This window comes from Bacterioplanes sanyensis (genome assembly GCF_002237535.1).
In the GTDB taxonomy this organism is placed as follows: Bacteria; Pseudomonadota; Gammaproteobacteria; order Pseudomonadales; family Oceanobacteraceae; genus Bacterioplanes; species Bacterioplanes sanyensis_A.
Genome location: NZ_CP022530.1, coordinates 2,106,552 through 2,120,547, shown reverse-complemented (window position 1 = coordinate 2,120,547; position 13,996 = coordinate 2,106,552). Strand labels below are relative to the sequence as shown.

Annotated in this window: 14 protein-coding genes and 2 pseudogenes; 4 read left to right on the top strand and 12 right to left on the bottom strand. The window is 51.3% G+C overall.

Annotated features, from left to right (window positions below; all coding sequences use genetic code 11):
• Positions 1-551: 551 nt before the first annotated feature.
• Complete coding sequence (locus CHH28_RS09990) at positions 552-1,448, bottom strand: LysR family transcriptional regulator (protein ID WP_094060172.1); 897 nt, start codon at positions 1,446-1,448, stop codon at positions 552-554.
• Positions 1,449-1,552: 104 nt separating this feature from the next.
• Between CHH28_RS09990 and CHH28_RS09985 the strand changes: the two genes are divergently transcribed.
• Positions 1,553-2,179, top strand: a complete 627-nt coding sequence (locus tag CHH28_RS09985; RefSeq protein WP_094060171.1) for an FMN-dependent NADH-azoreductase — start codon at positions 1,553-1,555, stop codon at positions 2,177-2,179.
• Position 2,180: 1 nt separating this feature from the next.
• Positions 2,181-2,957 carry an SDR family oxidoreductase gene (locus tag CHH28_RS09980; RefSeq protein ID WP_094060170.1) on the top strand — a complete coding sequence of 259 codons (777 nt, stop codon included), beginning with the start codon at positions 2,181-2,183 and terminating at the stop codon, positions 2,955-2,957.
• Between the two features lie 88 nt (positions 2,958-3,045).
• Here CHH28_RS09980 and CHH28_RS09975 read toward each other — a convergent pair.
• The 4 genes and pseudogenes from CHH28_RS09975 to CHH28_RS09960 form a co-directional block, all read right to left on the bottom strand.
• Positions 3,046-3,474, bottom strand: a pseudogene (locus CHH28_RS09975) (IS5 family transposase); the annotation flags it as partial.
• A complete protein-coding gene (locus CHH28_RS20625; protein WP_094060168.1) occupies positions 3,441-3,824 on the bottom strand; it encodes a transposase in 384 nt (127 codons plus the stop codon). The pseudogene CHH28_RS09975 and the gene CHH28_RS20625, both read right to left, overlap by 34 nt.
• A gap of 1,241 nt (positions 3,825-5,065) precedes the next feature.
• A complete protein-coding gene (gene tadA, locus CHH28_RS09965) occupies positions 5,066-5,578 on the bottom strand; it encodes a tRNA adenosine(34) deaminase TadA (RefSeq protein WP_233243817.1) in 513 nt (170 codons plus the stop codon).
• A gap of 27 nt (positions 5,579-5,605) precedes the next feature.
• Positions 5,606-6,106: a MotA/TolQ/ExbB proton channel family protein gene (locus tag CHH28_RS09960; RefSeq protein WP_094060167.1), complete on the bottom strand. Its 501-nt coding sequence runs from the start codon at positions 6,104-6,106 to the stop codon at positions 5,606-5,608.
• A 312-nt stretch (positions 6,107-6,418) separates the two neighbouring features.
• Between CHH28_RS09960 and CHH28_RS09955 the strand changes: the two genes are divergently transcribed.
• On the top strand, positions 6,419-6,814 hold the full coding sequence (locus CHH28_RS09955) for an acyl-CoA thioesterase (RefSeq protein WP_094060166.1): 396 nt from the start codon (positions 6,419-6,421) through the stop codon (positions 6,812-6,814).
• 22 nt (positions 6,815-6,836) lie between these two features.
• Here the strand turns inward: CHH28_RS09955 and CHH28_RS09950 are convergent, their stop codons facing one another.
• The 7 genes and pseudogenes from CHH28_RS09950 to CHH28_RS09920 form a co-directional block, all read right to left on the bottom strand.
• On the bottom strand, positions 6,837-7,196 hold the full coding sequence (locus tag CHH28_RS09950; protein ID WP_094060165.1) for a translation initiation factor Sui1: 360 nt from the start codon (positions 7,194-7,196) through the stop codon (positions 6,837-6,839).
• Positions 7,197-7,355: 159 nt separating this feature from the next.
• Positions 7,356-7,835 (bottom strand): GNAT family N-acetyltransferase, encoded by a 480-nt coding sequence (locus tag CHH28_RS09945; RefSeq protein WP_094062042.1) that lies wholly within the window; start codon positions 7,833-7,835, stop codon positions 7,356-7,358.
• Between the two features lie 23 nt (positions 7,836-7,858).
• Positions 7,859-8,287 (bottom strand): annotated as a pseudogene (locus CHH28_RS09940) (IS5 family transposase); the annotation flags it as partial.
• Entirely contained in the window at positions 8,254-8,637 is a 384-nt protein-coding gene (locus tag CHH28_RS20620; RefSeq protein ID WP_094058567.1) for a transposase, read from the bottom strand. The pseudogene CHH28_RS09940 and the gene CHH28_RS20620, both read right to left, overlap by 34 nt.
• Positions 8,638-8,744: 107 nt before the next feature.
• Positions 8,745-10,364 (bottom strand): sensor histidine kinase, encoded by a 1,620-nt coding sequence (locus CHH28_RS09930; protein ID WP_157729864.1) that lies wholly within the window; start codon positions 10,362-10,364, stop codon positions 8,745-8,747.
• Positions 10,361-11,251: a bile acid:sodium symporter family protein gene (locus CHH28_RS09925; protein ID WP_094060163.1), complete on the bottom strand. Its 891-nt coding sequence runs from the start codon at positions 11,249-11,251 to the stop codon at positions 10,361-10,363. The genes CHH28_RS09930 and CHH28_RS09925 overlap by 4 nt, the downstream gene beginning before the upstream one ends.
• A 10-nt stretch (positions 11,252-11,261) precedes the next feature.
• Complete coding sequence (locus tag CHH28_RS09920; RefSeq protein WP_094060162.1) at positions 11,262-11,744, bottom strand: Lrp/AsnC family transcriptional regulator; 483 nt, start codon at positions 11,742-11,744, stop codon at positions 11,262-11,264.
• A 315-nt stretch (positions 11,745-12,059) separates the two neighbouring features.
• On the opposite strand from CHH28_RS09920, the gene CHH28_RS09915 reads away from it, so the two are divergent.
• Positions 12,060-13,748: a 2-isopropylmalate synthase gene (locus CHH28_RS09915; protein ID WP_094062041.1), complete on the top strand. Its 1,689-nt coding sequence runs from the start codon at positions 12,060-12,062 to the stop codon at positions 13,746-13,748.
• Positions 13,749-13,996 lie beyond the last annotated feature (248 nt).

The following is a 13,996-nucleotide window of genomic DNA, read 5'->3' as shown; positions in this document are numbered from 1 at the left end:
TCGTGGTTATACTTTTTCCGCCAAGCCCGATGTCCTCCTTGAGGGATCTTATCCCTCACGCCGGGCGGGCGAACTCCCTGCTTTGCGCTGCGCAGGCCGTATTTCCTTCGTTGGCAATGCTGCGGTCGCCGCAACGCCAACAGCCTGCATCCCGGCAGGATGTTGGCTGGTGCTGCCATCCGGGCAGCCCCTGCGGGCACAGCCATTGCCCACTCAGGCGGCCTGCTAAGGCGCGGGAAACCTGGGCGCGAGAGCGAGCTTAGAGCAGAGGCCGGGCGTCTCGTTTATGTTTGTATGCGACAAATAATGACGCGTTTTACCAGCTAGCTTGTCTGTCTTTCCGCGGAGTGGTAGCTTAAACGACCGGTAAGTCAGTGAGTCGACTTTTAAACGCCAGAACTTTGAGGAATGGGCTGTAGGCAAGCATGTTTTTCTAGGAGGAAGTGTACAAGACAAGAGAATATGCAGGCGAAAGTCGATTGCTTGGCAGGGGTGCCTCGAATGGTTCTAGCTGGAAAAACAGACACGCACACTATTAATCTGTTATGAGGCTATACCACTTTTACGTTGTTCAATAAGTAATCTATGAATGCTCTTGTCTTAACAGGTAAGAAGCGTCTAGATGGATAAACTAACCAAATCGATGCATCAAAGTCTTTACCAGCCACTTTCCAGCTTGGCAAAATACTAATCAGCTTTTTAGTCCTCAACTCATCTTTAACGGCCCAATCTGGTAGTAGCGCGATACCCGTATCGCTTTCTACTGATTTCTGGATGGCTGATGCAGTTGTCATTGTGAGTATTGGCTCTATCGGAATCGTTTCTAGCAGCTCGTCTTTTTTGAAATTCCATTCGGTATTAAATGAACTATACGCAAAACTAATGAGTCGATGTGCAAGAATATCGCGTGGTTTTTCTATTTTAGCTGATCTTGCTAAGTAGTTTGGGGATGCAACAAGGACATAGTTAACGTCTATTAGTTTTTTAGCGACCATACTACTATCGCGAAGAGCGCCATGGCGAATCGCCAAGTCAAATCTATCATCTATCACATTGACTTGAGTATCACTTAGCACTAGATCAAGTCGGACTTTTGGATAGCGGTCGAAGAATCCATTGAGAATAGGAGAGAGCACTTTTTGGCCAAATGAAGTTGATGCTGTCACTTTTACTTTGCCAAAAGGCTCTGAGTTCTGGTTGAAGACCTCGTCCCTAGCTAACTCCAATTCATCAATAAGTGCTTCTACCCTATGAAAGTAATTCTCTCCTAATTGAGTCGGCGTTAACGTGCGGGTTGTTCGTTGAAATAAGCGAGCTTGTAATTGCTCTTCCAAACCAGCGATTGCGCGTGATACTGAAGAGGGAGCGACGTTTAACTCTTTAGCAACGCTGGCGAAGCTCTTCGCTTTGTATACCAGTATGAAGAGCTGGATATTGTCTAGATTCATTCGTGCGCCTCATGCATTATTAATTTGCTGCTTGTGTAGTTTATCGCATATTTTGCATCGATTACCATTATCTGACTTATTAACCATAGTTAGGAGAGTAAGAAATGCCATCATTACTTCGAATTGACTCAAGCCCACGAGGAGCTGGTTCTCATTCCAAATTTATTGCTGATGCCGTGCAAAAGCAGCTTGTTGTTAACACCCCTGATATCGAGATCTGTCAACGTGACTTATCGATCCAAGAAATCCCTTCTATTTCACAAGACACAATTACTGGCTTCTTTACCCCGAAGGAAAACTTCACGCCTCTACTAGAGGAAGCGACGACGTTGTCGGATCAATTAATTAAAGAAATTAAGGAAGCAGAAACACTTGTTATCAGCGCGCCTATTTATAACTTCGGGGTTCCATCATCACTAAAAGCATGGATTGACCAAATTGTTAGGGTCGGCGAGACCTTTAGTTTCGATGAATCGGGCTTCTCTGGTTTAGTGAGAGGAAAAAAAGCGATTCTGGCTTTGTCATATGGCGCACAAGGTTACACGGGAAATGGCGATCTAAGCTCAATGAATTTCTTTGAACCTTACCTTGTTGCGTTGCTTAATTTTATTGGGATAGAAGACATAACCGTATTTCGTATAGAGGGAACCTCTGTGCTAGATGAGGAAAGCTTGGCTACACAGAAGTTTGCGCTGCAAGCTCAAGTAAAAAATACATTAGAGGTGAATTAACATGGAGCAAACGATAGATTTTACTAATAAGACTGCCTTAATTATGGGGGCGAGTAAAGGTATTGGCTTAGCAACAGCGGAAAAGCTGGCTGAGCTCGGTGCAAACGTGATCCTTGCCGCACGCAGTATAGATAAACTAGAAGAAGCCGTTTTGATGATAAATACTAAAGGAGGAGCGGCTAAAGCTCACGTATGTGATGTCAGGGATTACTCTTCTGTAGAGGCTGTTGTTAAGTACTGTATTGATCAGACAGGTAAAATCGATTTTCTAGTCAACAACGCGGGCATTATCGATCCTCTGAGTCACTTGGTTGATAGTGATCCGGTTGAATGGTCTTTGGCAGCAGATATCAACTATAAAGGTGTTTACAACTGTATGCGGGCGGTGTTGCCTTACATGATTGAAGCTGATGAAGGGGTAATCGTTAATATGAGTTCAGGTGCTGCCAATAGTGCATTACCTGGATGGAGTCATTATTGTTCAACCAAAGCTGCGGCAAAGAAGTTAACCGAAGTTGCGCATCGCGAGCTTCAAGGCACGAATATACGAGTTGTTGGTCTCTCGCCTGGTACGGTAGCCACTGATATGATGTCTAAAATTCGTGATGCCAAGATTAATGCGGTAAGCGATTTGGAATGGTCTACACACATCCCGCCAGAATGGGCTGCCAAAGCAGTCGCATTTTTGTGTGGTCCAGAGGGAGAAGAGTTTGCAGGAACTGACTTTTCGATTAAAACACCCGAAGGAAGGGAACGTGTGGGCCTTCCAGCTAAATAACTCATAACAAGTCAATGCAGCCGACCGCATTTGCGCCGGCTGATTGAAGCGTTATGCGCAAGCGGATCACGAATGATTAGAAGCTGTTTCACAACTTCTTTAGCACGATCATCATGCAAGCTGCGTGAAAGAAGGCTCGATACATTGAGAGCTTTCTTTCCCATCGAACCACCAATCGCCGATAATTTCCAAGCCAAGCAAAAGTGCGCTCTACTTTCCAGCGACGGTCGTACCTTCTCAGCTTTCTACCATCTTGCAACGGCGCTTTTTTCCTGTTTCGACGATGTGGACAAATGAGATCAACGCCCCGTTTCTTTAACGCCATTCGCAGAGGATCAGAGTCTGCCGCTTTATCGTAAATCAAACGCTTCACCTTGCTCTTGCCATAGGAAACATTTAACAAAGCCTCAATCAGCTTGACCTCCGCCGGTGACGCTGAGCCAAGTGTCAGCCCGATTGGAATGCCTTCGCCATCGACGACTATCATCCACTTCGCCCCCTTACCACGCTTGGTTTTTCCAACACCGAGGCCCCTTTTTTTGCGGGTGCAAAACTACCATCAGAAAACGATTCTTCCCAATTTAACCGCGACTGTTGATCTAGAATGCGAAGAAACTTACGCCAGGCTTTGAGCCATGCACCTTGCTCTTCCCAGTACTGAAGGCGGCGCCAGCAGGTACTCGGCGATGGGTAATGCTCAGGTAGGTCGCGCCATCGCGCACCAGAACGTAATACCCATAAAATGCCCTCGAAACAGGCTCGATTGCTGATAGGTTTGGGACCCCCTTTGCCACGAGGCAGGCTGGGTAAACAAGGCTCAATGTGTGCCCACTGTTGGTCGGTCAGTTCTGAGGTTGAACGTTTCATGGTGGAGGAGTTGATGCTGATAGTTTTGATTATTATATCGGACTGAAGGTTATGAAACAGCTTCTAACCATCATGACAGTGCTTATGGCTCAAAACGATGGCTTCAAAGCTTTCACGAATGGCTTTTAAACAGAGGTGGTAGTAATGCATAACAAGGCCATGTTGCAAGTCTGCCGCAAATGGCGGCGTTAGGCTATCAAGCCACAAAAATTATGATTGATAAATGAGATTTTGCGATAGGATCAGAGAATAGAGCATTCACTATCGAAAATAAGTTTGGCTCAGATGGGCTTGCTAAAGTTGAGTCGATTCTTGAGAAAGTGGTAAACCCGACTGACCAGGTGCTGGGTGCCATTCTATTTATCGTCCGCGACGGAGACTTTGAACAACTAAAGGAGTATGTAGCTCTTGCAAATGAAGATGAGATGCAGCTACGAACAATCGCTTCAGTAAAGGTCGAACAGGTTACGGGCCAATTGAAAACATGAACGTAATTAAAAAGCCTCACAAAGCCAGGCACAATCGCCCACTTCGTGGGCTGGACCTCCGCACTGCGTGCTCCGGCCTGTGCTGGCGGCGTTAGGAAAGCTCTGATTTTTACCTGAACTCGCCGTATCCAACTAGAAAGTCGAAAAATCGTCAATCTCCATGCTCTAGGCTCTTATTTGGGCCTTATCTTCCCCAAGGCCTGCATTTCTGAAGATTTTTAGGGCATAGGGTTTGTCGCGAAAATGCAGGTAAACCTTTAAAAGTCCCTCAAACAGGAACCCGATCAAACAAACACAAACGAGACATCCAGCTTATGTTCTGAGCACGATCTCGCGCCTAGGTTTTCCGCGCCTTAGCAGGCCGCCTGAGTTGGCAATGACTGTGCCCGCAGGGGCTGCCTGGATGGCAGCACCAGCCAACATCCTGCCGGGATGCAGGCTGTTGGCGTTGCGGCGACCACAGAATTGGCAACGAAGGAGAACGGCCTGCGCAGCGCAAAACAGGGAGTTCGCCCGCGCGGCGTGAGGGATTAGATCCCTCAAGGAGGGCATAGGGCTTAACGAAAAAGAACACGCATTAGAAAAACCATACACTGCCCCTAACAACCTGCGCTGTCGGGCTAAACTTTCGATCTTGCCCCCAAACTACCCGCGCCTCAGCAGGCTACAAGAGATAGCAAAACTCCGCCCGCCGCGACTAACCGCACAGTTGCACCCTCGTTAATTCCAACAACAAGCAGCTCGCAAATACCGCTAACGTTGTTTTAACCGCTTTTTCGCTTCACGTCGTAGCTGAAAAAACTCACTCATCACCGTCGAGCAGTCATCCGCTAATACGCCGCCTTTTACTTCGATTTGATGGTTATAACAAGGCTGCTGCAGCAGTTGCAGCGCGCTGGCCACCGCACCAGCTTTGGGCTCATGAGTACCGTATACCAGCCTATGAATACGGCTATGGATCAAAAGCCCGGTGCACATGGTGCACGGTTCAACGGTGACATACAGAGTGGCGCCACGCAGGCGATAATTGCCAATATTGCGCGCGGCATCGCGCAAGGCTTGCATTTCGGCATGGGCGCTCGGGTCCATGGTGGTAATGGGCTGATTAAAACCACGGCCAATAATAACGTCATTTTGCACCACGACAGCACCCACCGGTACCTCGCCCGCATCAAACGCTTGTCGCGCCTGTTGCAGTGCGGCACGCATAAATCGCTCGTCGCTGTTATTATCGCACACAGGTGCGCTGGTATGGTCCTGCATCATCGTTGCCCCGCTAACTCACGAGACAGTTTACCATGCCAAAGCTTGCTGCAGCTGGCGTTCTTTGGCACTGGCAATCCGTAGCAGCAGACTTTGCGCCATTAACCCGGTGATGGCCGCCACCATGCCCGCCACGGTGGATAGAATCGCCTTGGATATGCCCGACGCCATCGCTTTAGGGCTGCCCGCGCCCAAACGCATCATGACATCAAATACTTCAATCATGCCCGTCACGGTTCCCAGCAGCCCCAGTAGCGGACAAATAACGATCAGCATTTTGATGGTGGGTAAGTCACGATGTAACCCCATACGAAAACGTGCGCTGAGTTCGCGGTGGATTTGCTGCGCCGACCATGAGGCTTTGTCGCTGCGCCGTTGCCATTCAGCAATGGCGGTGTTGGCCAAGCGCGGGAAGGTCCAATACAAATAGAACAAGCGCAGCAGTACGTTCAGCCAGATCAGAAAAATCACCAGCCCTATGGGATACACCAGATCACCGCCACGCTCGATAAAGGTTATCACTGCGTCCATAGCCACCTCCTGAGGGTAGCTTAGTGTGTCCATTTGGCACTCTGGTGGCAGTTAGGTGGCAATCCAATGACAGCTGTCTTCAGCGCTGCTTTGGATGCTGCAGTACATCGAAGGCTTCGGCTAAGGCGGCAAACATCATGCGTTTGCTGCTATGGCCAACCGTTTACTCCGCTTATGCGGTGCTCAGCCAAGCAGCAGCTCTTGCATATAGGTGATATCAGGTTCGCTAAAGCATCGCCGTGGCGCCTTTGGCTCTTGTCTATCATCGGCTGTGTGCCATGATGCCGCCGTTTTTACACCGTGAGATTGCTTATGTGGAGTTTGACCATTGAACCGCGCTTTGCCGAAACCGATGCGCTGGGACACATTAATAACACCGTATTGCCCGTTTGGTTCGAGCAAGCACGCACCCCCATTTTTCGCTTTTTTACACCGGACTTAGATCCCAAAAACTGGCATTTAATCATCGCCAAAATTGATGTCGAGTTTGTTGGTGAGCTGTTTTATGGTAGCGAAATAGAGATTCGTACCTGGATTGAAAAGCTGGGTAATACCTCGTTCGTGATTTATCAAGAGGCTTGGCAGAACGGCCAGCTCGGTGCACGCGGCCACGCGGTGATGGTCCATTTCGATCACGATCAAAAAGCATCCAAGGCCTTACCAGCAGCCATTCGCGCAGAACTAGAACAGCATTTGCGCCCTGTTTAAGCCATACGAGCAAGCCGGGGCATCAGCCACCGGCTTTTTTGGCAGTAAACCCACGCTTGGTCAGCTCCGCGAGTAGTAGGTCGCGCTGATCGCCTTGTATTTCGATAACACCGTCCTTTAACGCTCCGCCCACACCGCACTTCTTTTTCAGTTCTTTCGCCAGCGTTTTCAGCTCGGCGCCGGTCAGCGGCACACCGGTCACCAGCGTCATCACCTTACCGCCACGGCCTTTGCTCTCGCGGCTGATGCGCACAATGCCATCCCCCTGCGGTGCTTCATCCGTGTTGCAACTGCACTGATCCACCGGCTGCTGACACCCTGGACAGGCACGACCGAACTCGGTGGAATAGACTAAGCCGCCAGAGGAAGATTTTTTTGCCATGATTCAAACCCTATCTGAGATTCGCGGCAAAACTAATGCATTGTGCCGCTGTGCGCAAATATCCGTCGCCGCTGTATCGAGTTATTACAACACTCAACGGGTTCAGAGCAACTTAGCAAAGTACAGGCTGTAACCTGCATGGCTCTTATTGGTGGGGGATTAGCCATGCAGCCACAGCTGATAAAAGTCGGTTTCTTCATGTTTCGGGTTGGCACGATAAAATACCCACCCGTGGCGCTGGTAAAAGGTTAACGCCCTGGCATTGGTACGACTTACCGATAACACCGCTCGCCTACAACCTGCTCGGATTAGTTCCAGCTCGATATACGTTTGCAACTGACGGCTAACGCCTGTGCCGCGAACATCTGGCATTAAATAAATCAGGTGTACATAACCCGTATCAGGCTCAGGTGAAAACGAACGAAATTCCAACTGCCCGACGATCCGCTGGTGTTGCCAAACGTGAATATAAAACCAGCCCTGTTGGGCTTGTCTTGCCTGAATGCGCTCACGGTAGCCCTGAATAAAGTCATCAAAGCCGACGTCGGTATGAAAGCTCGAATAATAAGCATCTTTGCGAGCCGCATAGCAGAAGTCGTAATCTGCTGCCAAGTTTACGGGTTTAAATTCAATACTCACGTTCAAGGTCTTTAGAAGCTGTTTCACAACTTCTTTAGCACGATCATCATGCAGGCGGCGTGAAAGAAGGCTCGATACATTGAGAGCTTTCTTTCCCATCGAACCACTAATCGCCGATAATTTCCAAGCCAAGCAAAAGTGCGCTCTACTTTCCAGCGACGGTCGTACCTTCTCAGCTTTCTACCATCTTGCAGCGGCGCTTTTCTCCTGTTTCGACGATGTGGACAAATGAGATCAACGCCCCGTTTCTTTAACGCCATTCGCAGAGGATCAGAGTCTGCCGCTTTATCGTAAATCAAACGCTTCACCTTGCTCTTGCCATAGGAAACATTTAACAAAGCCTCAATCAGATTGACCTCCGCCGGTGACGCTGAGCCAAGTGTCAGCCCGATTGGAATGCCTTCGCCATCGACGACTATCATCCACTTCGACCCCTTACCACGCTTGGTTTTTCCAACACCGAGGCCCCTTTTTTTGCGGGTGCAAAACTACCATCAGAAAACGATTCTTCCCAATTTAACCGCGACTGTTGATCCAGAACGCGAAGAAGCTTACGCCAGGCTTTGACCCATGCACCTTGCTCTTCCCAGTACTGAAGGCGGCGCCAGCAGGTACTCGGTGAAGGATAGCGCTCGGGTAGATCACGCCAGCGCGCACCTGAACGTAAGACCCATAAAATGCCCTCGAAACAGGCTCGATTGCTGATAGGTTTGGGACCCCCTTTGCCACGAGGCAGGCTGGGTAAACAAGGCTCAATGTGTGCCCACTGTTGGTCGGTCAGTTCTGAGGTTGAACGTTTCATGGTGGAGGAGTTGAAGCTGATAGTTTTGATTATTATATCGGACTGAAGGTTATGAAACAGCTTCTAGACATTTACCACTGCAGTGCTAACAGTGGCTGGCCATTCGATTAACCAGCCCGCGGGAGCCTTAAAGTGATGCTGGTTCCTTTGCCCGGTGTACTCTCGATTTGCAATTCACCACCGTGATTATTCATTACATTAAAGGCTACTGTCAGCCCCATGCCGGTGCCCTGCCCCACTTCTTTGCGGGTAAAAAACGGGTTCACTGCGCAGCTAATGTCTTCGTTGGTCATGCCCACACCACTGTCGTGAATCACCACAGATACAAATTGCGCATCGCTGTCGTAGGCCACTTCCAGGGTGCCGCCTCCTGGCATGGCTTCGTAGGCGTTAATTAATACCTTGCAAATCGCCATGCGCAGTTGGTCTGGATAGCATGGAATGGAAGGCGCACCGTCGTTCTGGTGGATGACACGCACCTTGTCTTTATTTTCGACATGAATGTCGGCCAGCGCGGTGTCGACCAGCGTGGCCAACACTTCGGTGTGCTTTTGGCCGTTTTCATTGGCAGCAAAGGTTTTCAGCTCACTGACGATATGACGTACCCGGTCCAGGCTGTTTTTCGATGTGCGAATCAGGTCTGGTGCATCTTCTCGCACAAAATCCAAATCGATGGCGTTGCGCATTTCTTCCAATGCCACCCGCACAGATTGTTTGGCAATGTCGCCTTCGGCTTTTTGATAATTGTCCGCCAGCGTCACCAGCTCGGTCAGGTATTCACTCAAGGTGGCAATGTTGCTGTACACCACCGCCACTGGGTTATTGATTTCATGCGCCATGCCCGCCGCCAAATGCCCCAACGACGCCATGCGCTGAGCCTGTAGCAATAGGTCCTGGGTGCGCTGTAGTTCATCCAAACTGGTGCGCAGCTGGCTGTTGGAGTCGTGCAGTGCTTGGGTACGCGCCCGCACTTTTTCTTCCAGCTGTTCATTAAGTTGACGTACCCGCGTTTCCGCTTGCTGGCGCTGATGAATTTCCTCATCCATGGCCGTGAGCAAATGGTTCATCTTGCCGACTAAGTCGTCCAGCTCGCTGTCTTGCAATGGTTCTTCCACCGCCAGTGGCACAGTCACTGGCGACTGTGGGTCAACGTCGATAATGCGCGCCGCAAGGCGGCGAATCGGCCCGGTCAAACGCTGACGAAACACCAAAATAAGAACAGCGGCTAGAACAATGTTACGCAATAAATCCAGCACCAGCGTGAGCGATGCCCGTGCTTCAAAACCTTGGTGAATTAACCCTTCGTCCACCCAAATGGTGAGATACCCCAACACTTCAGAGCGGGAAGAAAACACCGGCGGTGCCTCCAGCTCAATGATGTATGACTGCATCAGCTCTTTGTTGGTGGCGATGTCGTCGGCACTGAGGCCCACACGCACCTGAAACTGGGTGTCGGCTTCAACTACCGAAGCGGCGACGATGCCCTGATTGAGCATCAAGGATGACAATAAGGTACGCAAACCGCCGCTATCGTAGTTATACAACCCCAGCGCCGCAGGACCGCTCTGGCGGCTGAGCACCGCATTGGTGGCCTGCTCAAATCGTTCGCTTTGCGATAAATAGTCGTAGCTGATTTGTACGGCGCTAAAAATCAGGCCAAAGGAAACACTAAACAAGATCACGTACAGCGTCAGGCGTTTCTCAATGGAACGCACATGAGTACTCAATAGCGTTTCTCCGTCCAGGTTGAGTGTTGATTATAGCTGCCTTGGCGCCACTGCTGTCGCAGCATCAACAGCAGCGCAGGGCCGTTCATCAGGATGCCATAAAACAGCGCCACCAATGCCAGTTCAGGTTGCCCTAAGATAGAGGCCGCGATCACCATGGCAGTACCGGCATTTTGAATGCCCACTTCGACCATCAGGGTTTGCCGCGTTGCGCGCTGGCACGGGTGGCTGAGCAAACGCGTGATCAGCATGGCCGATACGCACAAGCCCAAGCAGGCCAACGTGGTTGCCGACCACAGCTGTGGCAGACGCTCCAGGTTGGTGATGGTCATCCACACCACCAGCGTCATAAACGCGAAGAACGCCAGTCGATTGAGTGATTCTTGACGACGTTGAACCCAGACAGGCCAGCGGTGGGCAATGATCATGCCGATCATCAGCGGCACTGCGGTAATCAATAACAGTGGCAGCGCCGTTTGCAGCCATGGCAGTGACATCGTCAACTGCGGGCTGTCGAGCAATGCCAACTGAGCGTTCACCGACAGCGGAATCAATAGCGGCGCCAACACACTCACCACCGCCGTCAGCGTGACCGACAAAGCGCCGTCGCCGCCGCTCAGGTGGCTGATGATGTTCGACGTTGCCCCACCCGGGCAGGCCGCCAGCAATACTAACCCGGTGGCCAATGCGACCGGCAGCTGCAGCCAGCTGATCCAGGCCACGGCCAGCACAGGCAATAAAAGCCACTGCAAACTCAGGCCCAGCAGCACCTCTTTTGGCCGCTGCAGCACTTGGCGAAAATGCCCCAGCGTCAACGACAAGCCCATCACCAGCATCATGCTGGCTAACGCCAATGGCAGAATCCACTGGCTGATGACGGTATGCATAGTCAGTCCTTTAAAGTGGCAAAGCGGATCGGTCAATAATGCGGCGCATCACAAAGCTGGAATGCACGCCAGTGACGCCCTCAATGCGGGTCAAAGTGCCCAACAGCAACTCCTGATAGGCGTCCATATCTTCCACCAGCACTTTCAATACGTAGTCCGCCGACTGCCCGGTAATCAGGTAACACTCCAGCACGTTGGCGCATTGCGTGACGGCCTGTTCAAACTGCTCAAAGCGTTCCGGGGTGTGGCGATCCATGCTGATGTGCACCAACGCCATCAGATCCAACCCCAACAGGCGGGCGTCCAGGTGCGCCCGATACCCCTCGATCAAACCGCTGTCTTGCAGTGCTTTGACCCGCCGCGAACACGGCGACGGCGACAGGCCGATGCGCTCGGCCAATTGCAGGTTCGATAAACTGCCATCTTGCTGCAGCAGATGCAAAATGCGCCGGTCGGTGCGATCCAGTTTAGGCAGGCTGAGTGACTTACCCATGTGACTTAACCATGACGGCAGAACTCCTCTAACAATTGCCATACAGTAACAAAAGTTGCGGCCCGACACATGAGAAAGATCAATAATTCCAAGAATTGGACATTCTCTAACAGCATTCACCACAATGCCGGCAAATCAAGAGCAACTTCGCAATCTAATAGCCGCCCACCTTCGCTACAGTACACATCCTGGCTCACAAGGCCATTACCGCTCTGCGGACAGCGACTTTATCCAAGTCACGACCGGCACATGACCCACAAAGTCAGCCAACACGTTGAATATGCCATTACCAAGGACACCATCAAGGACACCCACATGAACACCCAGGTAACTCTGCCACGCCAACAGCGCAAGCAGTTTGATCATCGCCGCTACCGCCGCTTTGCGGCAATCGATAAAGCGGATCGCCGCTGGCCGGGCCAGCATATTGAAGCAGCGCCACAATGGTGCTCCGTTGATCTGCGCGACGGTAACCAGGCTCTGATCGAGCCAATGACCGTTGAGCAAAAACAGCACATGTGGCAACTACTGCTGAACCTGGGCTTTAAACAAATCGAAGTGGGCTTTCCCGCCGCCTCGCAGCCTGATTACGATTTTGTGCGCTGGTTGATCGAGCACAACCAAATTCCTGACGATGTCACCATTCAGGTATTGGTACAGGCGCGTGATGAATTAATTGAGCGCACTTTTGAAGCCTTACAAGGCGCGCGCAAGGCCATCGTGCACCTGTATAACTCGACCTCACCGGTGCAGCGCGAGCGCGTGTTCTGCCTCGACAAAGACGGCATTGTCGACATTGCCCGCCGAGGTGCGCACAAGGTCAAAACCGAAGCACAGCGCTATCCGGCGACCGAGTGGGTATTCCAGTATTCACCAGAAAGTTTTTCCACCACCGAAATAGATTTTGCGGTAGAAATTTGCAACACAGTGATCGATGTGTGGCAGCCAAAAGTTGATGACAAGGTAATTATTAATTTACCGGCCACCGTCGAAGCCAGCTTGCCCAATGCGTTTGCCGATATGGTCGAATACTTTTGCGACCATGTGCAGCACCGCGACTGCCTAGTGATTAGTATTCACACCCACAATGACCGTGGCTGTGCCGTGGCGGCCGCCGAGCTGGCACTGTTAGCCGGCGCCGACCGCATCGAGGGCACCTTACTCGGTAATGGTGAGCGCACCGGTAATATGGACATTGTCACTATGGCGATGAACCTTTATAGCCAAGGCATCGACCCGGAGCTGGATTTCAGCAACCCAGACGACGTTATTGCCACGGTAGAAGCTTGCACCCGCATCAAAACTCATCCGCGTCATCCCTGGGTCGGCGAGCTGGTGTACACCGCCTTTTCCGGCAGCCATCAAGACGCCATTCGTAAATGCCTGACACAGCAAGACGATGATGAGCCGTGGGATGTGGCGTATCTGCCCATCGACCCACAAGATTTGGGGCGCAGCTATCAATCCGTGATTCGTGTGAACAGCCAATCGGGCAAAGGCGGCGCGGCGTATTTGTTAGAGCAACAACTGGGCATTGAGCTGCCGCGCTGGCTGCAGGTGGAACTGGCTGCACCGGTGCAACAATTAGCAGAACGACAACAAGGCGAACTGGAAGCACAGCAAGTGCTCAAGCTGTTTCGGCAACATTTTATGCCACGCGACGGACGCTTTCATTTGGCCGGTTACCAGGTTGATCGCCAAGGCAGCCGCCATCACATTCAGGCGTCCATCAGCGATGAACACGACATGCTGCTGATTCACGGACACGGCAATGGTGCCATCAGCGCCTTTGCTGACGCCATGCACAAAGCCACGGGCATTGATATTCAAGTGCTGCAATTTGAAGAACAAGCCACCGAGCATGGCTCCGACGCAGCGGCCATGGCCATGGTCCAGGCCAGTGTGCGCGGCACCCGAGCCTGTGGCGTTGCCAAAGATCAGGACACCCTGGCCGCATCGCTGCAAGCAATCTTGCGGGCAGTAAACTCAGCGGTCGCACAATAACAACGCTTGCCCCCTTACCTGGCGTTACAAACGCTGCTCAGCCGACCTTAAGGTCGGCTTTTTTATAGCCAATTTATTTGTCTGTGGCGCATCATTAACGCCATCGATGACAGCCAACAACTTGGGTGAAAAATATTCAGCCAAGCAGAATGATCGTTTACTTCGCTGGCAGACAGCGCCGTTGCTGAGCTGTTATTTAGCGGGTACTCATTGACAGTCTCAGGGCAACTTTATCGGGCTTTTGTCTG

Bases quoted from the DNA above. Each gene is read 5' to 3' on its own strand.
- CHH28_RS09985 (WP_094060171.1), top strand. From the start codon at position 1,553: ATGCCATCATTACTTCGAATTGACTCAAGCCCACGAGGAGCTGGTTCT.
- CHH28_RS09920 (WP_094060162.1), bottom strand. From the start codon at position 11,744: ATGGGTAAGTCACTCAGCCTGCCTAAACTGGATCGCACCGACCGGCGC.
- CHH28_RS09950 (WP_094060165.1), bottom strand. From the start codon at position 7,196: ATGGCAAAAAAATCTTCCTCTGGCGGCTTAGTCTATTCCACCGAGTTC.
- CHH28_RS09960 (WP_094060167.1), bottom strand. From the start codon at position 6,106: ATGGACGCAGTGATAACCTTTATCGAGCGTGGCGGTGATCTGGTGTAT.
- CHH28_RS09915 (WP_094062041.1), top strand. From the start codon at position 12,060: ATGAACACCCAGGTAACTCTGCCACGCCAACAGCGCAAGCAGTTTGAT.
- CHH28_RS09925 (WP_094060163.1), bottom strand. From the start codon at position 11,251: ATGCATACCGTCATCAGCCAGTGGATTCTGCCATTGGCGTTAGCCAGC.
- CHH28_RS09980 (WP_094060170.1), top strand. From the start codon at position 2,181: ATGGAGCAAACGATAGATTTTACTAATAAGACTGCCTTAATTATGGGG.
- CHH28_RS20625 (WP_094060168.1), bottom strand. From the start codon at position 3,824: ATGAAACGTTCAACCTCAGAACTGACCGACCAACAGTGGGCACACATT.
- CHH28_RS09990 (WP_094060172.1), bottom strand. From the start codon at position 1,448: ATGAATCTAGACAATATCCAGCTCTTCATACTGGTATACAAAGCGAAG.
- CHH28_RS20620 (WP_094058567.1), bottom strand. From the start codon at position 8,637: ATGAAACGTTCAACCTCAGAACTGACCGACCAACAGTGGGCACACATT.
- CHH28_RS09955 (WP_094060166.1), top strand. From the start codon at position 6,419: ATGTGGAGTTTGACCATTGAACCGCGCTTTGCCGAAACCGATGCGCTG.
- tadA (WP_233243817.1), bottom strand. From the start codon at position 5,578: ATGATGCAGGACCATACCAGCGCACCTGTGTGCGATAATAACAGCGAC.